This is a genomic window from Neiella litorisoli, assembly GCF_014773395.1.
Lineage (GTDB): Bacteria > Pseudomonadota > Gammaproteobacteria > Enterobacterales > Neiellaceae > Neiella > Neiella litorisoli.
The window spans coordinates 249,953-271,112 of sequence record NZ_JACXAF010000003.1; the positions used below are offsets into that span (position 1 = coordinate 249,953).

Annotated in this window: 21 protein-coding genes and 1 tRNA gene; 16 read left to right on the forward strand and 6 right to left on the reverse strand. The window is 48.8% G+C overall.

Going from position 1 to position 21,160, the window contains the following annotated elements:
• Positions 1–38: 38 nt before the first annotated feature.
• Genes IC617_RS03250 through IC617_RS03260 form a run of 3 tightly spaced genes read left to right on the forward strand, consistent with a single transcriptional unit; the run spans position 39 to position 2,294 of the window.
• Positions 39–335 (forward strand): HNH endonuclease, encoded by a 297-nt coding sequence (locus IC617_RS03250; RefSeq protein WP_191143541.1) that lies wholly within the window; start codon positions 39–41, stop codon positions 333–335.
• Positions 322–666, forward strand: coding sequence for a phage terminase small subunit P27 family (locus IC617_RS03255; RefSeq protein WP_191143542.1), 345 nt, complete (start codon positions 322–324; stop codon positions 664–666). Before IC617_RS03250 ends, IC617_RS03255 begins: the two co-directional genes overlap by 14 nt.
• On the forward strand, positions 663–2,294 hold the full coding sequence (locus tag IC617_RS03260; RefSeq protein WP_191143543.1) for a terminase large subunit: 1,632 nt from the start codon (positions 663–665) through the stop codon (positions 2,292–2,294). The genes IC617_RS03255 and IC617_RS03260 overlap by 4 nt, the downstream gene beginning before the upstream one ends.
• 851 nt (positions 2,295–3,145) lie before the next feature.
• On the opposite strand, the gene IC617_RS03265 is transcribed toward IC617_RS03260, so the two are convergent.
• The 3 genes from IC617_RS03265 to IC617_RS03275 all read right to left on the reverse strand — a co-directional run bounded on the left by IC617_RS03265 (position 3,146) and on the right by IC617_RS03275 (position 5,377).
• Positions 3,146–3,222 (reverse strand) — tRNA-Pro (locus IC617_RS03265).
• Positions 3,223–3,303: 81 nt separating this feature from the next.
• The gene (locus IC617_RS03270; RefSeq protein WP_191143544.1) at positions 3,304–5,112 is read right to left on the reverse strand and encodes a DUF3413 domain-containing protein; all 1,809 of its coding nucleotides are present in this window, start codon (positions 5,110–5,112) and stop codon (positions 3,304–3,306) included.
• Between the two features lie 52 nt (positions 5,113–5,164).
• Positions 5,165–5,377 (reverse strand): DUF1414 domain-containing protein, encoded by a 213-nt coding sequence (locus tag IC617_RS03275; RefSeq protein WP_191143545.1) that lies wholly within the window; start codon positions 5,375–5,377, stop codon positions 5,165–5,167.
• Positions 5,378–5,452: 75 nt separating this feature from the next.
• On the opposite strand from IC617_RS03275, the gene IC617_RS03280 reads away from it, so the two are divergent.
• Positions 5,453–6,448 carry a nucleoid-associated protein gene (locus IC617_RS03280; protein ID WP_191143546.1) on the forward strand — a complete coding sequence of 332 codons (996 nt, stop codon included), beginning with the start codon at positions 5,453–5,455 and terminating at the stop codon, positions 6,446–6,448.
• Here IC617_RS03280 and IC617_RS03285 read toward each other — a convergent pair.
• Entirely contained in the window at positions 6,441–6,764 is a 324-nt protein-coding gene (locus IC617_RS03285; RefSeq protein ID WP_191143547.1) for a hypothetical protein, read from the reverse strand. The genes IC617_RS03280 and IC617_RS03285 overlap by 8 nt on opposite strands.
• 110 nt (positions 6,765–6,874) lie before the next feature.
• Here IC617_RS03285 and malE point away from each other — a divergent pair, with 110 nt between their 5' ends.
• The 7 genes from malE to IC617_RS03320 all read left to right on the forward strand — a co-directional run bounded on the left by malE (position 6,875) and on the right by IC617_RS03320 (position 15,712).
• Positions 6,875–8,053, forward strand: a complete 1,179-nt coding sequence (malE, locus tag IC617_RS03290; RefSeq protein WP_191143548.1) for a maltose/maltodextrin ABC transporter substrate-binding protein MalE — start codon at positions 6,875–6,877, stop codon at positions 8,051–8,053.
• A gap of 81 nt (positions 8,054–8,134) precedes the next feature.
• Positions 8,135–9,775 (forward strand): maltose ABC transporter permease MalF, encoded by a 1,641-nt coding sequence (gene malF, locus IC617_RS03295; protein WP_191143549.1) that lies wholly within the window; start codon positions 8,135–8,137, stop codon positions 9,773–9,775.
• Between the two features lie 12 nt (positions 9,776–9,787).
• Complete coding sequence (gene malG / locus IC617_RS03300; protein WP_191143550.1) at positions 9,788–10,678, forward strand: maltose ABC transporter permease MalG; 891 nt, start codon at positions 9,788–9,790, stop codon at positions 10,676–10,678.
• Positions 10,679–10,725: 47 nt separating this feature from the next.
• Entirely contained in the window at positions 10,726–11,874 is a 1,149-nt protein-coding gene (locus IC617_RS03305; protein ID WP_191143551.1) for an ABC transporter ATP-binding protein, read from the forward strand.
• A 242-nt stretch (positions 11,875–12,116) separates the two neighbouring features.
• Positions 12,117–13,865 carry a GGDEF domain-containing protein gene (locus IC617_RS03310; protein ID WP_191143552.1) on the forward strand — a complete coding sequence of 583 codons (1,749 nt, stop codon included), beginning with the start codon at positions 12,117–12,119 and terminating at the stop codon, positions 13,863–13,865.
• A 136-nt stretch (positions 13,866–14,001) separates the two neighbouring features.
• Positions 14,002–14,880, forward strand: a complete 879-nt coding sequence (locus IC617_RS03315; RefSeq protein WP_191143553.1) for a 6-pyruvoyl trahydropterin synthase family protein — start codon at positions 14,002–14,004, stop codon at positions 14,878–14,880.
• On the forward strand, positions 14,873–15,712 hold the full coding sequence (locus tag IC617_RS03320; protein ID WP_191143554.1) for a M23 family metallopeptidase: 840 nt from the start codon (positions 14,873–14,875) through the stop codon (positions 15,710–15,712). The genes IC617_RS03315 and IC617_RS03320 overlap by 8 nt, the downstream gene beginning before the upstream one ends.
• Before the next feature lie 68 nt (positions 15,713–15,780).
• On the opposite strand, the gene IC617_RS03325 is transcribed toward IC617_RS03320, so the two are convergent.
• Entirely contained in the window at positions 15,781–17,583 is a 1,803-nt protein-coding gene (locus IC617_RS03325; protein ID WP_191143555.1) for a M61 family metallopeptidase, read from the reverse strand.
• Between the two features lie 78 nt (positions 17,584–17,661).
• On the opposite strand from IC617_RS03325, the gene IC617_RS03330 reads away from it, so the two are divergent.
• Positions 17,662–18,012 carry an HIT domain-containing protein gene (locus IC617_RS03330; protein WP_191143556.1) on the forward strand — a complete coding sequence of 117 codons (351 nt, stop codon included), beginning with the start codon at positions 17,662–17,664 and terminating at the stop codon, positions 18,010–18,012.
• A 163-nt stretch (positions 18,013–18,175) separates the two neighbouring features.
• Positions 18,176–18,637, forward strand: coding sequence for an Mpo1 family 2-hydroxy fatty acid dioxygenase (locus IC617_RS03335; RefSeq protein WP_191143557.1), 462 nt, complete (start codon positions 18,176–18,178; stop codon positions 18,635–18,637).
• A gap of 33 nt (positions 18,638–18,670) precedes the next feature.
• On the opposite strand, the gene IC617_RS03340 is transcribed toward IC617_RS03335, so the two are convergent.
• Positions 18,671–19,282, reverse strand: a complete 612-nt coding sequence (locus tag IC617_RS03340) for a Maf family protein (protein WP_191143558.1) — start codon at positions 19,280–19,282, stop codon at positions 18,671–18,673.
• Positions 19,283–19,422: 140 nt separating this feature from the next.
• Here IC617_RS03340 and yceD point away from each other — a divergent pair, with 140 nt between their 5' ends.
• From yceD to plsX, 3 genes are read left to right on the forward strand one after another with little or no spacing between them, the layout of a single operon-like run.
• A complete protein-coding gene (gene yceD, locus IC617_RS03345) occupies positions 19,423–19,947 on the forward strand; it encodes a 23S rRNA accumulation protein YceD (RefSeq protein ID WP_224745747.1) in 525 nt (174 codons plus the stop codon).
• Positions 19,948–19,952: 5 nt separating this feature from the next.
• A complete protein-coding gene (rpmF, locus tag IC617_RS03350) occupies positions 19,953–20,117 on the forward strand; it encodes a 50S ribosomal protein L32 (RefSeq protein ID WP_087507187.1) in 165 nt (54 codons plus the stop codon).
• A gap of 13 nt (positions 20,118–20,130) precedes the next feature.
• The gene (gene plsX / locus IC617_RS03355) at positions 20,131–21,153 is read left to right on the forward strand and encodes a phosphate acyltransferase PlsX (protein WP_191143560.1); all 1,023 of its coding nucleotides are present in this window, start codon (positions 20,131–20,133) and stop codon (positions 21,151–21,153) included.
• Positions 21,154–21,160 lie beyond the last annotated feature (7 nt).

The window sequence follows — 21,160 nt, forward strand, 5'->3', positions numbered from 1 at the left end:
ATAAGCGCCAGTATCGAAGCGAGCGAAAGCAAAAGGCCGTGCAATACGGGCGGAAGTGGAAAGAAACCCGCGCTCGGTTCCTGCAACGCTACCCACTTTGTTGTGTCTGCTATCAGTTGCATGGCGTCATCACACCGGCTGACATGGTAGATCATATCGTCGCGCTTGATGATCGTAGCGATTATCAACAGTTGCATGACTTCGACAATCTAGCCCCGCTTTGCAATAAGCACCACAGCCACAAAACCCGCGATGTTGATCAGGGGGATATACCTGCTGATTACTTCAAAACTGAAATCGTAGACAAATTTAAGAGGCGTTATGAAGCGATGTGATCTAACGCTCGGTAAACTCGGGCGTAAAAAATGGCGGCAGTTTGCACCACTGCTAGAGCGAGAGTCGGCAACAGATGCTGATTTTGATTTGCTGGCCCAGTATTGCGTCAATATTGACCTGATCCAACAGGCACAAGCTGACATCAACAAGAACGGCGTCAATGTGCTGAATTCCGCTGGTTCACTATGCGCCAATCCTGCAACTAAGGTCTTATCAGCCAGCCAGCGTAACAACCTGCAAATTGTGCGTGACCTAAACCTAACCGCACTCAGTCAGCGAAAGAACCCGACCAAGGGCGATGACGCCGATCTCGATGAGCTGTTGGGATGAAGCTTTACCACCAATACGCCGCAGACGTTAAGGCCGGAGCAATTCCGGTCTGCAACGCCATTCAGCAAGCCGTTGATCGTTGGTTTGCAGACTTCGAGCGCGGCGATTTGTTGTTTGATGAGCAAGCCGCAGATCGAACTATCAAGTTTGCTGGCTTATGCCGACACGTCAAAGGCCCGTTACACGGTCAGCCGTTTAAGGTCGAGCCGTGGCAGGCGTGGATTTTGGCGAATATCGTTGGCTGGAAGTGGGCCGACAGCGGATTGCGCCGGTTCCGTGAGGTTTCAATTTGGGTGCCACGGAAAAACGGTAAATCTTTTCTTGCTTCGGTAATTGCAGATTACTTCCTGCTAGCTGACAGCTCCCAGCATGACATTTTCAGCTACGCCAGCACCAGCGAGCAAGCGCGGATCGTATTTGATGCCGCCAAACAGATGGTCGGTTATTCAAAACCGATGAAGCAACGCGCCCAAGTTTACGCCCACTACATAGACGACCCCAAGACCAACAGCCGATTTAAACCAATGGCGTTTAAGTCGAGCAGCGCCGAAGGGCTAAACCCGTCAGTGGCAATCGCTGACGAAATCCATGTTCATGCTGATGGAACCATGTTCGACACCATGGCGCTAGGTATGGGCGCACGACCCGAAGCGCTCCACCTTGTTATTTCAACCGCTGGCTCGAATATGGCCAGCTTCGGTTATGAGTATTACCAACAATGCAAAGCAGCAAACGCAGACTCAACATTTACAGCATGTTACGAGCTAGACGATCCCGAAAGTGCCGACGATGAAACCCAATGGCTAAAGGCCAACCCCAATCTGGGCGTGTCGGTATTCGTCGAGGAATTACGCGACACCATGGCAAAAGCCACCAGCTCACCGGCTCGATACAACGAGATTTTGGTTAAGCGTTTCAACGTGTGGCGCAATGGCGATCAGGAATTTGTAACACATAAACAATGGCAGGATTGCTACGACCCTGAATGCGTTGAAGCGTGGAGCGACACATTGCCCACTTATATAGGTGTTGATTTATCCAACGTCAGTGACATAACCGCCGTTTGGCTAGTCCAGCCAACTGGCGCAACTGGGGAAGTAAGGACCAAGGGCTTTTGCTACCTACCCGAAGCCGCATTGGAGCGGGGTAGAAAGAATGCCGACTTCTACAACCTGATGCACCGACAAAACCGGCTCAGAGTGACCAAGGGCACAACCGTTGATTATGGGCAGATAGAGCGCGACATACTGGCGCTATGTGAACAGCACAATGTGATCAGCTTGGCTTTCGACCCGTGGAACGCCAGCAACATGATCACTAGGCTAGAGGCCCAAGGCATAGAAACCGAGCAAGTGAGGCAGGGCTTTGCCACGCAGTCACCCGTCACTAAGTCCCTGCAAACAGCAATTCTGCAACAGGCCGTTAAGCACGATGGCAACCCACTGTTAACTTGGGCGATTGGTAATTGTGTGCTGGATACCGACGCCGCAGCCAACGTCAAACCAACCAAGGCAAAAAGCCAGAACAAAATAGACCCATTGGCCGCACTGCTTAATGCATACCGAACTTGGATGCTTGAGCAGGAAACGGCAACGCCTGAGATTCATTTAGTGGAGATGCTGTGGTGATGCACCAGTGGTGGCTGGATATACATACATGCCGATAATTTGCTTATAAGGGGCTATATAAGCAATTCTTAGTGATTTCGTACTTATGTAAGGGTAAGTATGCATATTGCCTTAGAGTGGCTTCATGTTCGAAATAAGCGAGTGTGTTGTTTGAAATCGCTTGTATTTGGTGGATTTGTTGGATAACGTTCATATTGTTTCGGAGTAAAACGGCGGGGGCTAATCTCAGAGCCCAACTGGGGGTACTAATTGGGTGTTTCTGGATTTTGTGTCATCTAGCTAACCGATGACATACACCCATCAAAAAATTGCGTAGTGGAAAACTCTGATTAAGTCAGATTTTAGTTTGCATTAGGTTTGCAACAGCGCCATCATCGGTTGCAAGCAAGGGTATTTCAGCAAAAATGAAAAAGCCGCTCGATATGCTCGGAGCGGCTCTTGGGAGGTGCAAAACATCAGAGCTACGTGCAGGGCTGCCACCCTGTGGTGTTTAACCTGTTGTTGTGCAAGGCAATTTATGCGTGTGAGCGTAATATATATATATTGCCTTAGTGGCTATAATATAGCGGATTTGCTGTCTTGCGCAATCAATAATATGAGTAGTAACTCAACATGAAAATTTTGAGAAAAATTTTGGAGCTACTTAATAAATCTAAGATGGTTGTTATCGCAGTAAAGCGATTAGCAGAAGCTGTTGTAGATTTGTTTAACTCGCTCTTTTAGCGGTAAGCAGTTGAAATGATCAAAGGGAGGCCTTACTAGCCTTCCTTTTTTTTTGCATAATTAGTCATGCAATTAGTCATGCACCATAAATAGAAAAGTCCTAGCCGAAGCTAAGCCTTTGAATTTGATGGTCTCCACGGCAGGATTTGAACCTGCGACCCCCGACACCCCATGACGGTGCGCTACCAGGCTGCGCTACGTGGAGACAAGAGCAGCTATCTTATTCAGTTTGCTAGGAATTGCAAGCGTCTAGATAGCAACTCAGGTTTGATTGCTCGACCTTTAATCAATCGGTATCGCGGCCGGTGAAACGCTGCATTTCTCGCACCGCATTTGCCATCGGCGCAATGCGCAATAGCTCATTGGGTTTACGCTGCATGTTGTTGTCGTAAATTTCATAGTCGCCAAATTTATAAACCAGTGTCAGCCGGTCACGCTCGACCACGGCAAACGTACTTTGGCGGCCGAGTAGCAGCCATTGATGGGTTTGTTGGCCGAGCATTGATAGACCGCTGCTGATATCGCTACTGCTGACTGCCTGCGAGCTCAGTAAATTAGCCAAAGTGGCGGAAATATCATAGTGGCTGCTAAGGCTAGAGTGAACTTTGGGCGCAATACCTGCTCCGGCCATGATGAATGGCACGTGAGCAATATCATCCAAAATATCCGATCGTGACTTGCTTGCAGTGACTTGGTCTGAGGCCCATCCCGAATCACTGGTGATAATCAGAATGGTGTTGTCGAAGTCGATGTTGTTGGCAACATAATTAATCAATTGATCGGTATGCAATACCGCATTTTTATAGCGGTTCTGCAATGCTAGGGTATCCATTTCGGCTTCTTCATCCAGCAACAGCACGCCTTCTAAATCGGGCTGGAATGGGTTGCTGAAGCCTGGAGGAGTCGCAAAGCGCTCGACCCCCATCAAGTTGATTAAGTGGAAACTGGGTTGCTCGCTATGAGCTTGGTAGTGTTTTTGCCAGTGGTGCAAGGTTGCTGTGTCGGCAATCGCCGCGTTAACCCGCTGCGTTGGAATATAGTGATTAGCAAAGTCTCGCAATAAATGACTGCTGTCAGCAATTTTTCGGGTCGAAAATAGCGCTAAATCATAGCCATTATCAGCTAGCCAAGACGTTAAAAACGGCTTGCTTTGGGCATAGGATGCAAGCTTGCTGTAGGTCGCCGGAATACCATAGAGAATGCCAAACATGGCATCATCGTGGCTTTTGGCGGTGGCAAAGTAGTTGTTTGCCCACAAGCTGCGACGCGCCAAACTGGTGGTGTATGGCATGTTGGTACTATTGAGCATATCTGCTTGTAAAGACGACACCACCACAATGACAACATTGGTAGCCTGATCGGGCACTGCTGAGGGTTGGGCTAACGGATATTGAAAGCGGACATTGAGTTCTGCGTCACTGGCTGAATCAGATGTACTGATCCCCCATTTATTCAGGGTGGTTTTGGCCGTTAGCGGAAATGACAACGGAAAGAAGTCTTGTTGCCGAGTAATGCCCGAATAGCCAGCGACGTCTGCTGCTGCATGGGCGAAGTTGTAGATGAAAAAGCAACTGAAGAACACTTGGGTGAGGCGTTTGCCTAAAGCTCGACGAGAGCGACTTTCACGCCAGCGGCTGATCCAGTTAGCGACCGCGATTTGCAACACCAAAATGAGCGCTACAACGGCGAGCGATTTCCACCAAACCACCTGTAATTGGTCACTCTGCGAGTTGAACATTAACTCAAACAGCAGCGGGTTACTGTGGATCCCGAGTTCAGCGTAAAACTCGCAATCGAGCAGCAATAAACTCTGCGCGAGGGTAGCAATAATAATGGCTAGGGTTCGATAAACCCGCCACCAAGGCACCACGAAGGCGAGTGGAAAGAGCGTTGCAACAAAGCCTGCAAAGAACAGAAAGGCGAAATGGCCCATCATGTAAGTGAGCAGGTACAGGTTGTCCAATACATTGGTTGGCCAGCCGCCCGCGATGGCATAGCGGATCCCGACCGAGATTGCGATCAGAATATTGACGAAGGTAAACCAGTGCCCCCAACCAACGATGGTTGATACTTTTTCCCTATAGTTACTTTGCAACGTCCGCTCTCTTACCAAATATTAATTGTGATTTCAGCGCTTTCCTGCGTGTTTAAGATACAGCTTGTTTAAGCACAGAACAAAATTGTTCGGTTAATACTTGCTTTTGGGCTGCCGGAACCCGTTCGGCCATAATTTGGCTCACCATATTGCCGAGCACCATCAATTCTAAATCGATGGGAGCTTGATGCTTACTAAACACTTGTGACAGCTCGGCCATCAGCGATTCTACTTGTTGGTTGGAGTACTTTGATTGAATTGGCATTGAGGGATTTTCACTTTGTAAATACAGCTTCTAGTGTAACATAGCGAGCCGTGAATCAATCTCCGGACTATTGCTATGTCGGTCGAACTCGAACATTTTATCATTCATCGAATTAAAAATAATGCGGAAGGCCTACTAGAGCCTGAATTTCAGCAACAAGAAGTTGCCTTATCTGACACGGCTTGCCAGCTGGTGGCTGAACTGCATCAGCGTTTCAACGCCAAACCAAGCAAAGGCATTGGCCGTTTTGTTGATGACAGCGACAGCTCATTTCCGGCCATGTTGCAAAACCAAGACGATGATAATTTTGTCGAATTCAGCCAACAGACTTGCAAACTGATTGCCTCAAAAATGGAGGCCTATGGGTTAGCCAACGAGTGCTATTTGCTTTTTGCTGAGTACCGCTATGTCGCGCAGCACTTTCTGCTGATCTCGGAAGTGCCGGTAAAAGAAAAAGTGACCTGTAACGAAAAAATGGAAATTGGTCGCTTTAGATTTCTCGACGCCGATGCACTGCAGCTAGCGATACGGTTTGATTTAATGCTGTTGGCCACCGAGCAACAAAACTTCGCGACTTTCGTCAAAGGGCGGGCTGGTCGCAAAGTCGCTGATTTCTTCCTCGATTCGATGGCCATTGAAGAATTAGTTGACCGCAAAGCGCAAGCCGAACAGTTAGGCGCTGCGGTGTCTGAATTTTGCGATCAGTATATCGCCGCACCTGAAGTGCAGGCCGAAGTAAAAAAAGAGCTGGTTAATTATTGTAAAGAGCGTCAGGACGCCGGAGAGTCGGTTCAAGTCGACGGCGTATCTGAGTTAATTAGTGCGCCAGCCGAGGTCAGTTTTAGCGATTTTATCGCCAACAATGACGAGCCGCTGCCAGAATCCATGGAGCCGGAAATCAAGACCTTAAAGCAACTGACTCGCTTCGCCGGTACCGGAAAGGGCGTATCCATTAGTTTTGATGCCTCATTGTTGGGCGATCGGGTCACTTATGATGTGGCACAAGACAGATTGGTCATCTCTGAAATCCCCCCTAATCTAAAAGATCAGCTAATCCGCAAACTTAGCTAATTTCATAACTAGCTCTCTGTTTCATTTGCGTTTTCTCGGTTGGCGTCCATACTTGCTCTAGCGCCAACTGGGAGCTCTGATTATGCCTCGCCGAACTCGGTGAAACCGGTAACAAACTTTCATAATTCTGAAAGTCGAAGGCTATAGCGGTTTTATATGACGGGCGCATTGCAAGTTCATGTTGTGGAAGCGGTTTCTCAAAAGATTGAAAAAAATTTGTCGGTGTTTTGAGAATAATTTTTGGAAAAATTGGCTGACTTTTGAGCGTTTTGTGGTTGTCGTTGAAAGCTGGTTTCAAAAATTTGAGTTGCGTCATATGACTAAGCCAAGCCATGAACTAAACTTTCGGCGGCTAGGTTAGGGGTAACCCCTAGAATAATATCTAGAGCTATAAGCTCAAATAATCTCAAAAAAGGAAAAGGCGAAATGAAAACTTCATTGTTGGCTACGGCCGTAGCAGTTGCAACTCTGGGCATGTCCGCTTCTGTTGCAGCAATTGAAGAAGGCAAGCTGTTAATCTGGATTAACGGTGACAAAGGCTACAATGGTCTTGCTGAAGTCGGTAAAAAGTTTGAGCAAGAGCTGGGTGTTCCAGTTGAAGTTCAACACCCAGACGATGCAACGGGTAAATTCCAGCAAGCCGCATCTACTGGTGATGGTCCAGATATCTTCTTCTGGGCGCACGACCGTTTCGGTGACTGGGTAAGCGCTGGTTTGTTATCGCCAGTTGAGCCTGCATCTAAAACCAAAGCGGCGATTGAAGACTTCGCTTGGGACGCAGTAACCATCGACGGTAAAGTTTATGGCTACCCGCTGTCTGTTGAAGCAATCGGCCTGATCTACAACAAAGACTTGGTGCCAAACCCACCAAAAACCTTTGAAGAAATTCCTGCGCTGGACAAAGAACTCCAGAAAAAAGGCAAAAATGCCATTCTGTGGGACTACAACAACACTTACTTCACTTGGCCTGTACTGGCAGCGAACGGCGCGTATGCGTTCAAATATGAGAACGGCGCATACGACGTTAACGACACCGGCGTAAACAACAAAGGTGCGGTACAAGGCGCAACACTGATTAAGAAAATGATCGATGACGGTATGATGCCAACTGGTGCGAACTACTCTGTGATGGAGTCTAAGTTCAACTCTGGCCAAGTCGCGATGATGATCAACGGTCCTTGGGCTTGGGGCAACGTCGAGAAGAGTGGTATCAACTACGGCGTAACCTTCATCCCAAGTGTTGGCGGCAACCCTTCTAAGCCATTTGTTGGTGTTGTTGCTGGTGCCATCAACGCAGCGTCTCCTAACAAAGACTTGGCAAAAGAGTTCCTGGAAAACTACCTGCTGAACAAAGAAGGTCTGTCTACAGTGAATGCTGACGTACCTCTTGGCGCGGTTCCACACAAAGAGTACATGAGCGAGCTGGCAAGCAATCCAAACATTGCTGCGACATTCGCTAATGCTCAAGCGGGTGAGCCAATGCCTAACGTAAACGCGATGGGTAAATTCTGGGGTGCGATGGAGTCTGCACTGAAGAACATCACTTCTGGCACGCAAAGTGTCGAAGACGCCCTGAATACTGCCGCTAAGCGAATCGTTAAATAATTTGATTTAGCCTGTAGTAATGGAGGAAGCCCTGCTTCCTCCATGTGTTTCTAACGCGAAGGTCACATTAAGGTTGTCAAAATGGATGCATCATCCTCTGCATCAAGCTCAAGATCCGGCCTCTGGATCAAAATACTGGCACTAGCTGCAACTATCCTTATTGGTGGATATGCCGTTATTGCTATGTATGCCAGCGGAGAATATCTGTTTGCTATTGTCACGCTAGTTCTGTTTTCGCTTGGCATTTACGTATTCACTAATCCGCGTACGTATGCACATCGATACATTTTTCCCGGTGTCGCGGGGATGGCGATATTTATCGTCTTTCCAATGCTTTACACCGTCTATATTTCGTTTACCAACTACTCAGGAACGAACCTGCTGACGTTGGAACGAACGCAAAATTACTTGCTGTCTCTGAATTACCAGACCGATGGTGGTTCGTACGATTTCTCGCTTCACAAAGGTGAAGGGGATCGTTACTACATCGCGCTGCAATCGGAAGCAGATCCTGAGAAAATCTTTGTTTCACATCGTGTAGAACTCTTAACCAAAAAAGAGATGACTGCCGGCCGTATTCGCCCAGCAGACTTGCCGATGGTTGATAGTGGTGTCGATATGCGACCAGCCACTAAACTGCCAGACGCACCTGCAGAGCCAATTCGTACTGTGGTTCAACTGCGAGACCACTTGTCAGCAATCAAGCTAAACCTGCCTGACAACGTTTATCTATCAATGAACGGCTTGCGTAAGTTCTCGGCCTTGAAATCGGTCTATACCAAGCTGGAAGATGGCGCTCTGGTTAACGGCACGATCATCATCTCCGATAGCGACACGCTGCTAAATAACAAAACCGGAAAACTGCTACGACCAAACTACAACACTGGTTTTTACCAACATGTAGATGACTCGAATAAGTTCGTCGGCGAGCGTGTTCCACCGGGCTTTACTGTTGGTGTGGGTTGGAAAAACTACTTGCGGGTGATGACCGACAAGGGTATCCAAGGGCCATTCCTGCAGATCTTCGTTTGGACGGTGATATTTGCCGGCTCATCGGTGGCACTGACGTTGGCATTGGGTATGGTGCTAGCCTCATTGGTACAGTGGGAGCACCTCAAAGGCAAAGCCGTTTATCGAGTACTGCTGATTTTACCCTATGCCGTGCCGGCATTTATTTCGATTCTGGTATTTAAAGGTTTATTCAACCAGAACTTTGGTGAAATCAACTTAGCACTAGACAGCTTATTTGGGGTTAAACCAGAATGGTTTACCGATCCGACGCTGGCCAAAGCCATGGTCTTGATTGTTAATACTTGGCTCGGCTACCCATATATGATGATTCTTTGCATGGGCTTGTTGAAGTCGATTCCAGAAGACTTGTACGAAGCCTCGGCGATGGACGGTTCTGGACCGATTGGTAACTTCTTTAAGATTACTGTGCCATTGCTGATGAAGCCGCTGACGCCGCTGCTGATCGCTTCATTTGCATTCAACTTCAATAACTTTGTGTTGATTCTGTTGTTGACTAAAGGTGATCCAAATATTGTTGAGGCAACGACTCCTGCTGGTCACACCGACTTGCTGGTGAGTTACACCTATCGGATCGCGTTCGAAGGTTCAGGCCAAGACTACGGTCTAGCTAGTGCCATTGCTGCGCTTATTTTCATTATGGTTGGTGCACTCGCCATTTTGAACCTCAAGCTAACCAAAGCAGAGTCTTAAGGAGTCGATACAATGGCAATTGTTCAACCTAAATCAATCAAGTATCGCATCTTAGGCACTCACGTCTTTATGTGGTTCTTTCTGTCTCTGATCATCTTCCCATTGTTGATGATCATTGCTATCTCATTCCGTGAAGGTAACTTCGCGATTGGTAGCATCATTCCTGAGAATCCATCTCTGGAACACTGGAAACTGGCCTTAGGTATTCCGATCGTAATGCCTGATGGCAGCATTAAGCCACCACCATTCCCAGTTCTGACTTGGTTGTGGAACTCGATCAAAGTAGCTGGAATTACAGCGCTATTGATTGTGGTGTTGTCAACAACATGTGCTTATGCATTTGCTCGTATGCGCTTCGCGGGTAAGCAAACCATTCTCAATGGCATGTTGATTTTCCAAATGTTCCCATCGGTGCTGGCGCTGGTCGCGATCTACGCGATGTTTGACAAGATTGGTCAGCACATTCCAGCGCTGGGCTTAAATACCCACGCCGGTTTGGTGTTCATCTACTTATCTGGTATTGCGTTGCATGTTTGGACCATCAAAGGCTACTTCGAAACCATCGATTCATCGTTGGAAGAGGCAGCAGCCATTGACGGTGCAACACCTTGGCAAGCGTTTAGACTAGTGTTATTGCCGCTTTCTGTGCCTATTTTGGCGGTGGTCTTCATTCTGTCCTTTATTGCGGCCATTACCGAGGTGCCGGTAGCTTCACTGTTGATGACTGACGTCAATAAGTACACCTTGGCAGTTGGTGCACAGCAATATCTGTATGAACAAAATTACTTATGGGGTGACTTCGCCGCAGCTGCGGTTATGTCCGGTTTGCCTATCACCATTGTATTCCTGCTCGCGCAGCGCTGGTTGGTTGGTGGTCTCACGTCAGGTGGCGTGAAAGGTTAATCCCTGAACAAGTTTGATGAATAATCGTAAAGAATTCGGAGTCTGAAATGGCTGAAGTAGTCCTAGAAAGTGTAAGAAAAAATTATGATCCTGCGGTGCATCAGGACACCTTGCGGGATATCAACCTGCATATCAAAGAAGGTGAGTTCGTTGTCTTCGTTGGCCCGTCGGGCTGTGGTAAATCAACCCTGTTGCGAATGATTGCCGGCTTGGAAGACATCACTTCGGGTGAGTTGACCATTGGTGGCAGAGTCGTCAATGACGTGCCTCCAGTTGAGCGCAACGTTGGTATGGTGTTCCAGTCGTATGCTTTGTATCCGCACATGGATTTGTACGAGAACATGGCGTTCGGTCTGAAACTGAAAAAGGTTGATAAAGCAGAAATCAAAAAGCGTGTTGATGCTGCATCAGAAATCCTTGGCTTGACCCCGCTCCTAGACCGTAAACCAAAGGCTTTGTCCGGTGGTCAGCGTCAGCGCGTGGCAATTGGTCGCTGTATTGTCCAGCAACCTGCGGTATTCCTGTTTGACGAGCCATTGTCTAACCTTGATGCTGCACTTCGGGTCAAGATGCGTATTGAGATTGCAAAACTGCACAAGGAACTGCAATCAACCATTATCTACGTAACCCACGATCAGGTTGAGGCAATGACCTTGGCCGACAAGATTGTGGTTCTGAGCCCATTGAAGAAGGGTGCAGAAACCAACTTAGAACAGTTCGGCTCACCATTGGAGCTTTACCACAATCCAGCTAACAAGTTTGTCGCTGGCTTTATCGGCTCACCTAAAATGAACTTCCTCAAGGGTGAAATCGCTGAGATTAACGGTGAAACCAGTTGTAAAGTGAAGCTTTCAACTGGCGATGTGGTTACCGCTTCAGTTGATGCGTCGAGCGCACAGGTTGGCGATCAGGTTGAGCTGGGTGTTCGCCCTGAGCACTTGGTGACCATGGATCATCCTCACGCCGACAGCAGCATTAGTGGTGAAGTGATGGTCGCTGAACACTTGGGTGCAGAGTCTTTCATCTACATGACTGTTGATGGTCAAGACTTTACCGTGAAGGCCGAAGCTGAAGTTGATGTACACGCAGGCCAAACATATGCCATCGGTATTCCTGCCGACGCTTGCTACTTGTTCAACACCAAAGAACAAGCGTTTAAGCGCACCGCGAAGTACACCACCACGAAAGTGAGCTAAGTATCGCTAAGCGTGAAAAAGCCAGCTGATGCTGGCTTTTTTTTTGCGCGATAAAACAAATGGTTTGACTCCTTTATTTATTTCACGATACGCAATTTTATTGAGCGAGGCGTCAAAGTTAGTTAATTTAGGCGGGTATCCCACAAATTTGATCTCGCTCAATTAATACCAATAACAACTAAATGCTAACGATTTGCTCTTATTTCAGCCGCCCTCAAGCCGCCGCGTTAATTGGTGGGCTCTTGTGGTTTTATTGCTTTGCTGCTGCCGCGGAAGTCTCGGTACCGCTAGAGCAAGCGATTAATGAATTAGAAGCGGAACGCTGGAAAAGTCGCCATATGCAGCAGCAAAAACTTGATGACATTTTACGTTATCAAAGCCAATTGACGCTGCAGCAGCAAACTCGTATCAACATTATTCAGGCCCAGTTGGCATTGCTTGACGGCAACTATGGCACAGCCGAGCAATTGGCGTCTGCGATTGCTCAGCGTACTGAGTTTCCCAACTCCCAGTTGGCAGCGTATTCACTGCTGATGAATCTGGCCAATCTACGTGGCCAATACGAAACGGCTTTTTATTACATGTATCGCGGCGAAGCTCTACTGACTCCGGAATCCGATCCTCGCCGTCGGTATGAGATCTATTCGTCGTCCGCCAATCTGCTGATCAATGCGCAAATATATGATCAAGCTGAATCGCGGCTTGCTTCAGCACAAGGATTAGCCAAAGAGATTGCCGATCCCAAACTATCTTGCTCTGCACAATACGTCCAAGCCAAACTGGCTTACCTGCGGCAACAATATGAGTCGGCAGGACGCTTGTTACAGGCCCAAATTGAGCAATGTCGCGCTATTAATGAGTCGTTATTTGTGGGCGCCGGTCTGGTTTGGTATGGCCGCACCCAGGCCTATGAAGAGCAACACGAAGCGGCGCAAAAAACCTTGTTTGAAGCGCTCAATAGCTTGCAGCAAAATGGCTTCAAAGCTGGCATCGTTAAGGCTAATTTGAGCTTGGCTGAGTTATATTTGCGCACCAATCAATTTGATCTTGCATTGCAATATGCCAAAGAGTCGATTGCCATGGGCGCCAAGCTCGAGCAATGGCAAGACTTGGTCGGCGCTTATCAAGTTGCGGCATTAGCGGCGGAGCGCTTAGGTGACCTTGATGATGCGCTGTATTATGAGCGATTGCTGCAGCAAGCGTCGGAACAATCATTAGTGCAATCGAAAGCGATTCGGTTGGCCTATCTAAAAGCTCGGTTCAGCTCGACTGCTGAGCAGCAAAAAATAACTTTGTTTAAAACTGAAAACGAGTTGGCCAGTCTGCGCAAAGAAGCCGCCTTAACCCATCGCTGGCTGATCGTTCTTGGCTTATTCGCCACTTGCTGTGTCTGTGCCTTGCTGTTCGTGATGTTGATCCGCTCGCGCAAAGAGCATCGCCATTATCGTCAGCTATCGCAAACTGATTCATTAACCAACATCTTTAATCGCCGCTACTCTCTTGAACTGGCTGAAAAGCGCTATCGCGCCTGCCTTGTTGAGCAAACGCCATTCACCGTGGTGATGATTGACGTCGACCACTTTAAATCCGTCAATGACACCTTTGGTCATGCCATTGGCGATCAAGTGCTAAAGCATGTTGCTAATCAGTTGAGCTTGGCGATTCGTAAGCGCGATATCGTTGGGCGCACCGGCGGCGAGGAATTTGCGCTATTTTTGCCAAGTAGTGATGAGGCCCAAACTAAGGCCGTGGTCGAACGTTGTCGGGCAAACTTAGCGACTATTCGGGATAAAATGTCGCAACAGATTGAAGTGACCGCAAGCTTTGGAATTGCTTCGGCCACAGGCGGTAAATTGCCGCTGGAAGCTTTGATTCGGCGCGCTGATGAGGCGCTTTATGATGCCAAATCTGCCGGTAGAAATCGTCTTGTGGTGTACCGCTCAGGAAAGGATGTAGACTCGCAGCCATCACAATATGAAGTAATGCTCTGATCGTCAGCTGCCAGCAACGCAGTGGCGATTAAATGCAGTAATTATCCTGCGGCATTGTATACTCTCTTGTTTTAGTTGGGCCGCGCTTGGTCCAAACTCAGTTTGAACCATTCAGTCAAAGACCAATTGGTAGGTTATGCAGCTTTTCGTAAAAGATCTCACCGTCATTGATTCGTCCTATTTGTGCCCGAACAGAGGTGTTGTTGGCCAGAGCTGGATTGTTGATGTGGTCCTCCATGGCCAGCTTGATCAACACAGCATGGTGCTCGATTTTGGCCAGGTTAAGAAGCGCTTAAAGGCGATTATCGACGAAGAGGTGGATCACAAACTCTTGGTTCCTAGCCAGCATCCTGCGACTACCGTGACGGCAGGCGATCATGATATGCAATGGCTCGACTTTGCCGGCGATAGCGGCGGCATTCACTTGTATTGCCCACAGCAAGGTTTAGCGTTACTACCAACGGAGCGGATTTGCGCGCGCTCGGTGACTGACTATCTGGGCGCGATTATTCAGCGTTACCTGCCAGCCAATGTGGTCAAAATCGAATTGACCCTAAGAGAGGAAGAAATTCCTTCGGCTTATTACCACTACACTCACGGTTTGAAAAAACACGATGGCAACTGTCAGCGAATCGCTCATGGCCACCGGTCGATGATTGAAGTTTGGCATGCGGGTATGCGCAATGACTTATTGGAGCGACGTTGGGCAGAGCGTTGGCAAGATATTTATTTAGGAAGTATTGAAGACAGGGTAGGAATCGAGCAGCTTCACCGCTCTCCGCAAGCCTTGGCCATTAGCGATGAAACCCATTATGGCTTTAGCTATGTCTCGGGGCAGGGCCTGTTTGAGTTAGCCATTCCGCGCAATGCTGTTGAGTTGATCGACACCGACACCACAGTGGAATGCTTGGCCGAATATATGTTGCGCGAAACACACAAATGGCCGGAAGTGACCGGTGAAGTTTCTATCTTTGCCTATGAAGGTGTTGGGAAAGGAGCGATTGCCCATGGTTAATAGATTGTGGCGACGGCAGCTAGCGCTGCTTGTTTTTGGTTTTTCGGCATTCGTAACAGGGGCTCACAGTGTCGAAGTTGAGCTTCTTGCAGAGCCGGTGCAGGGATCGTTAGTCCGCGGCATCGCATCGCCCGGAGCCGTGGTGACTTTTCATGGTCAGACGTTGGAAGTTGGCCCCGCAGGAGAGTTTGTTTTCGGTATTGGCCGCGATGCGACCGGCAGCCGCGAGCTTATTGTTACCGATGCCAATGGTAAAGAAGCGCGCCGGACGCTGGATATCGTTGAACGAGAGTTCAATATTCAGCGCATTGAGGGAATTGCCAAGCGCATCATGAACCCCAAGCCTGAAGATATCGAACGAGCGAAGAAAGACAACCGTATGGTCGCTGCTGCACGAGCGCCGGTGACTGAACGGTTGGACTTCATGCAACCGTTTATTTGGCCAGTTGAGGGGCCGATCTCCGGCGTCTATGGCAGTCAGCGCTTTTATAACGGAGAGCCTCGCAGACCGCATTTTGGCGTCGATATCGCAGTACCAACGGGCACTCAAGTTGTTGCACCTGCCGATGGCGTGATCGTGCTCTGGGTGCCCGACATGTTTTATTCAGGTGGGACCATGATTATTGATCATGGTTTTGGTGTAAATTCGACCTTCTTACATTTGTCTGGCTCTTTGGTTAAAACCGGAGAGGAGGTTAAACAAGGCCAACCGGTGGCACTGGTTGGGGCGACGGGAAGGGTCACCGGAGCGCATCTTGATTGGCGAATGAATTGGAAGTCAGCTCGCGTTGATCCTCAATTACTTGTGCCACCAATGCCGAAAGCAAACTGACTTGCCGAGCGGTAATCGTTTTAACTGGGCTGCCATCGTTGCGCAGCCCAAGCAACCCTAATAATCCTCTACACATTGAGCCAATTGTGTAACTTTGATTGATCGGCGATCGTCAACTCAACCAGTGACGGCTCTGCCGCTTCCACCGCTAACTCGGTACTAAACAGCTGATCGTGTCTGAACGCATGAACTTGGATCACCGCTCCTTGGGCGAATTCATTTAATACCTGCTGGCAACTAGCGGCCGTCACTCGGGTGCCGCCGATGGCAATCAAGGTATCGCCAGCGGCCAGTCCGGCACGCTGGGCAGGCTCTCCTTCGAATACCACTGCCAGTTTGGCGCCGCCCTCGGCTTCGCTGAGCCGAGCGCCAAGGTGGTTACCGGGCTGCTTGCTCGGTGCTGGGCCGCCTTTATCGTTGGGGCCATAGCTGGGCCGCAACTGATACTCAACCCCAGCCCATTGCAATAGCTCTTGGGTTGGCAACGGATCAGTGCTGTCGACGGCGATGTGGAAGAACACTGCGAGCAGTGCTTGTGCTTCGGGACAATAAGGCAGTAACACTTCGATGGCGTATTGCTGGACTGTATTGTCGCTGGTTCCAACGCCGGCTTTACCGTGGCGTTGCCAAAGTAGCCGCATCACATCATCTAACGACACTTGGTGTTGCGAGTGCTTGCGAAGCATTAGATCAAGGCAAAGGGCAATCTCGGCGCCTTTGGTGTAGTAAGAAACAATGCCGTTTGGCGCGTTCTCATCTTGTTTGTAGAACTTCGACCAAGCATTAAATGACGACTCAGCAACCGTTTGTTTCAGTCTGCCAACGCCTCGACTGACCCGGCTTAGCGTCACCGACAGCATGTTGAGGTAATCTTGCTCACTGATCACGCCTGCTCGGCATAGCATTAATTCATCGTAGTAACTGGTGATCCCCTCGTATGCCCAAAGTTGCCGCGTGTATTGTTCCTGGCCGAGTTGGTAGGGAACAAACTCAGCTGGTTTAATCCGTTTGACGTTCCAGCTGTGGAAGTATTCGTGACTGCAAAGGCCTAAGAAGTCTCGGTAGTCATCGGTTTTCGGGCCATCATCAGAGCTAATGAGTGATTTTCTTGAGGTCATTAAAGCGGTTGAATTGCGATGCTCTAGGCCGCCATAACCATTGCCAGTGACCATGGTCATGAATAAATACTGGTCAAAGGGGGCGTCATCCTGAAACAGCTCGATCTGCGCTTGGCAGATTTTCTCCACGTCGTTGGCGATGCGTTGCAAGGCGCCTTGATGGGCGCCAGTGTAAATCATCCGGTGCGGAACGTTGCCGACGTTAAACGATGCTTCGCTAAAAGTGCCCATTTCCACTGGATGGTCGAGTAGGGCATCATAATTGTCAGCAACATAGCTGCCAAAGCCAGTTTCATCGACTTCAACCGAAGCCAGCCCTGTTGCTAATTTCCACTGATTGTTTTTGGCATGTTGGCTCGGCTGAATCGCGATGCTATGTGCTTGTTGCTCTAAACCGACCACCGCAAGGCACAAACTACTGGGGTTAAAAAAGCCATGGTTCAAGTCGAGATGGGCGGCACGGACCGATAAATCCCAAGCATAGATTTGGCAGTGAATCGTGACTTGGCCGTCAACGGATTCGGTTTGCCAGCTGTGCTTATCGAGCTGTTCAATCGTCAGTGGCATGTCGCCGCAACGCGCCGTCATTGAAACGATATTGCGAGCAAAATCGCGGATCATATAAGAACCAGGCAACCAAGCAGGTAACGTCAGCGTGAGCGGACCTTGCGCTTCGGTTTGCAAATAAACATCGAAGTAATGACTACTGGCGCGTTCGAATTCAACTCGGTAATGCACTGCGGGTTTAGGCATGAAAACAGCTCTCTGGTGGAATCATAGGGTTAGCTCGCTTATGCTAATCGAAACTTTATTCAGCGAGAAGGTAAGGATATGGCTGAACCAACAATTTTCTCCAAAATCATTAGCAAAGAAATCCCCGCCGAAATTTTATATCAAGATGAATTAGTGACGGCATTTCCCGATATTTCGCCGCGTGCGCCGACTCATGTTTTGATTGTGCCCAATCATCAAATTGCCACCACCAATGATGTCACCGCTAGCGATGAGGCAGCCCTTGGTCGCATGTTTACCGTCGCGGCGAAACTCGCCAAGCAATTTGGTATTGACGAAAACGGTTATCGATTGATCGTTAACTGTAACAAGCATGGTGGCCAAGAGGTTTACCACATTCATATGCATTTGGTTGGTGGCGCGCCATTAGGGCCAATGCTGTCGCGTTAAGCATGGATTAATGCTACTGCGCTTAAACGGCTGTTTGAAAAACTGTGCGGTGGCTGGCATCTTCAGCGACTGCCGCTACTTTTCCCGCCACTGAAACGCTAATCTCATTGCTGCCTACAAATAACATTTATTCTCATTAGTGGTGCAGCAAGGGGAGCGATCGATGGCAACATTACAACTACAACAATTGCTCGATGAATATGGTGACAGTCACCAAAACGCCACCAATAAATTGATTCATTGGCTGTGCGTTCCGGTGATTTTCTTTACCGTGGTTGCTCTAGTTTGGAGTCTGCCATTTCCTCTGAAAGTCCATCCATGGCTCAATTGGGCGACCGTTATTCTTGTTCCGGTGTTGATTTATTATTGGCGACTGTCGCCCATGTTAATGCTAGGGATGTTGCTCTTTAGCGGTTTATGCTGCGCCATTTGCGCACTTTGGTCGGCGACATGGCCGCTATGGCAGTTCGCCATTGCTGTGTTTGTGTTGGCCTGGATCGGCCAGTTTATCGGCCACAAAATTGAAGGCAAAAAGCCATCTTTTTTCACCGACGTCTTTTTCTTGTTGATCGGACCTGCTTGGCTGATGCACTTCCTTTTTAGAAAGTTCGGTATTCGCTACTGATACCAATCCATACGGATTGGTATCACCTAACGCTTAGCGATTGCCGTTGTGCTCATTCGCCAGCGCAAGCACATCAACGCCTTGATTTCTCAGCAGCTCAATTAATCGAATTAAGGGCATTCCCATCAAGGTGTTTGGATCATCGCCGACTAATTTTTTAAAGAGGCTGATGCCAGCAGCTTCGCTTTTGAAACTGCCAGCACACTTGTACGGCGTTTCGAGCTTTAGGTAATGCTCAATTTCGGCGTCAGTCAGCGTTCTGAAATGCACCTCGAATGGCTCAACTAACGATTGATAGGCGCCACTTTCAACGTCGAGCAAGCATAACCCCGTGTAAAAGGTCACCACCTTACCACTGGAGTTTTTAAGCTGGGTGACTGCCTTTTCGTGGCTGTGAGGCTTACCAAGAACCATACCGTCGACCACGGCCAACTGGTCCGAGCCGATCACCAAACCGTGCTGGTAGTTTTTCGCCACCGCTTGAGCTTTTTCGATGGCTAATCGCTCGACCAAATCCTTCGGTTGCTCGTTGTTGCGGGCTGATTCGTCAACGTCTGGCGCACAGCAAACAAACGGAATGGCAAGTTTTTCAAGTATGGCCTTACGAAATGGTGAAGTGCTGCCTAAAATAATGGGGCGGGTCATGACATGCTCGTTCAATGGACTGATTTTTACAGTTTACGAATTGAAGCATGGCTTGTCAGGCTAGTGAACACTGATTTTTCTTGTCAAAACCATGAATTTCCTTTGACTCAGAGGGATTCGATCATTATTATTCGCGCCCTATGCAAAAAGTGAACATTCCCGTGAGTCTTGATCCGGTGCGCTCCGCTCAGAAGCAGCAAAGCTTTGATGGCGTGATTCCGCACTCAGCGTTATCTCGTTTAGCTGAGATGGCGTTACCCGAAGGCCGTGTGGAAGTAACCCTTGCATGTGACCGAGACGAGCAGAACTTAGCTGTGTTACGGGCCCAAATCCGAACGCAGTTACAGTTAGAGTGCCAACGGTGCAATCATCCTTTTATCGAGGATATTGAACTTGATGTCACCTTCAGTCCGGTCAGAGATGATGAAGCAGCAGAGCAGCTTCCCGCAGGCTACGAGCCGGTGATGCTATCTGATGCTGACGATGTAAATATACATCAGCTTATCGAAGACGAGGTTTTGCTGGCGGTGCCATTCGCACCCATGCATGATGAAGCATCATGCGAGCAGTCGAGTCACATGAGCTGGGGTGAAATAGACGAAGCTGCAGAGGAAAAGCCCAATCCCTTTGCAGTATTGAGCAAATTGAAAAACAGTGAGGAGTAAGGCTCATGGCTGTTCAACAGAATAAAGTTACCCGTTCACGTCGCGGTATGCGTCGTTCACACGATTCATTGAGTGGTCCAACGCTGTCTGTGGATGCGACTTCAGGTGAAACTCACCGTCGTCACCACGTGACTGCTGACGGCTACTACAAAGGTCGTAAAGTTAAGTAAGGTCTTACTTAATTTGAATACTCTAACCATCGCGTTAGATGTAATGGGGGGCGATTTTGGCCCCTCCGTTACTTTATCCTCTGCCTCATTGGCTCTTTCTGAGCACCCTAACTTAAACCTCCTTCTTGTCGGTCAACAGACTGTTATCGAGCCTTGGTTGCGTCAGCAGTCGGCCAATCATCAACAACGCTGTCAAATCCTTCATGCCGAACAAGTGGTCGAGATGGACGAGCGTCCGGTTAGTGCCTTGCGCTCTAAACGCCAATCGTCGATGCGCAAAGCGCTGGATGCTGTTGCTGCTGGTGATGCCGCTGCTTGTGTTAGTGCTGGCAATACTGGCGCGCTGATGGCGATGTCAAAGCTGGTGCTAAAAACACTTCCCGGCATCGAGCGACCGGCATTGATCACGGCTCTTCCGACAATGGATGGCGGTCGTCTGCATATGTTGGATCTGGGCGCTAATGTCGATTGCGATTCCGAAACTTTGTTCCAATTTGCCCTGATGGGCTCGGCGATGACCCAAGTGGTTGAGAATATCCCGGCGCCTCGCGTTGCACTGCTTAACATCGGCGAAGAAGAGATCAAAGGTAACGATCAGATCAAACAAACGGCGCAGCTGCTGCAGCAATGTGAAGAGATCAACTATAGTGGCTACATTGAGGGAAATGCGATTTTCGCGGGCCAAGCAGACGTCGTTGTTTGTGATGGTTTTGTCGGCAACATTTGCCTGAAAACCTGCGAAGGACTGACTAGTTTGATGCTGGCCAAGATGTTTCCTGGGGGGCAATTGCCGCGTTGGAAGAAGTGGTTGATTGGTTTGATATTCCCCGGTGTGGTGACGCTGAAAAAAGCGATGAACCCCGACCAGTACAATGGTGCAAGTTTGTTAGGATTGCGCGGCATTGTGGTCAAGAGTCATGGTAACGCTGATGTCAGCGCAATGGCTTCCGCCATTAGTGAGGCCGTCCTCGAAGTCGAACGTCAGGTTCCTGACCGTATCGCTGACATGCTGCAATCAGCATTATTAGGCAATTAACTGGATT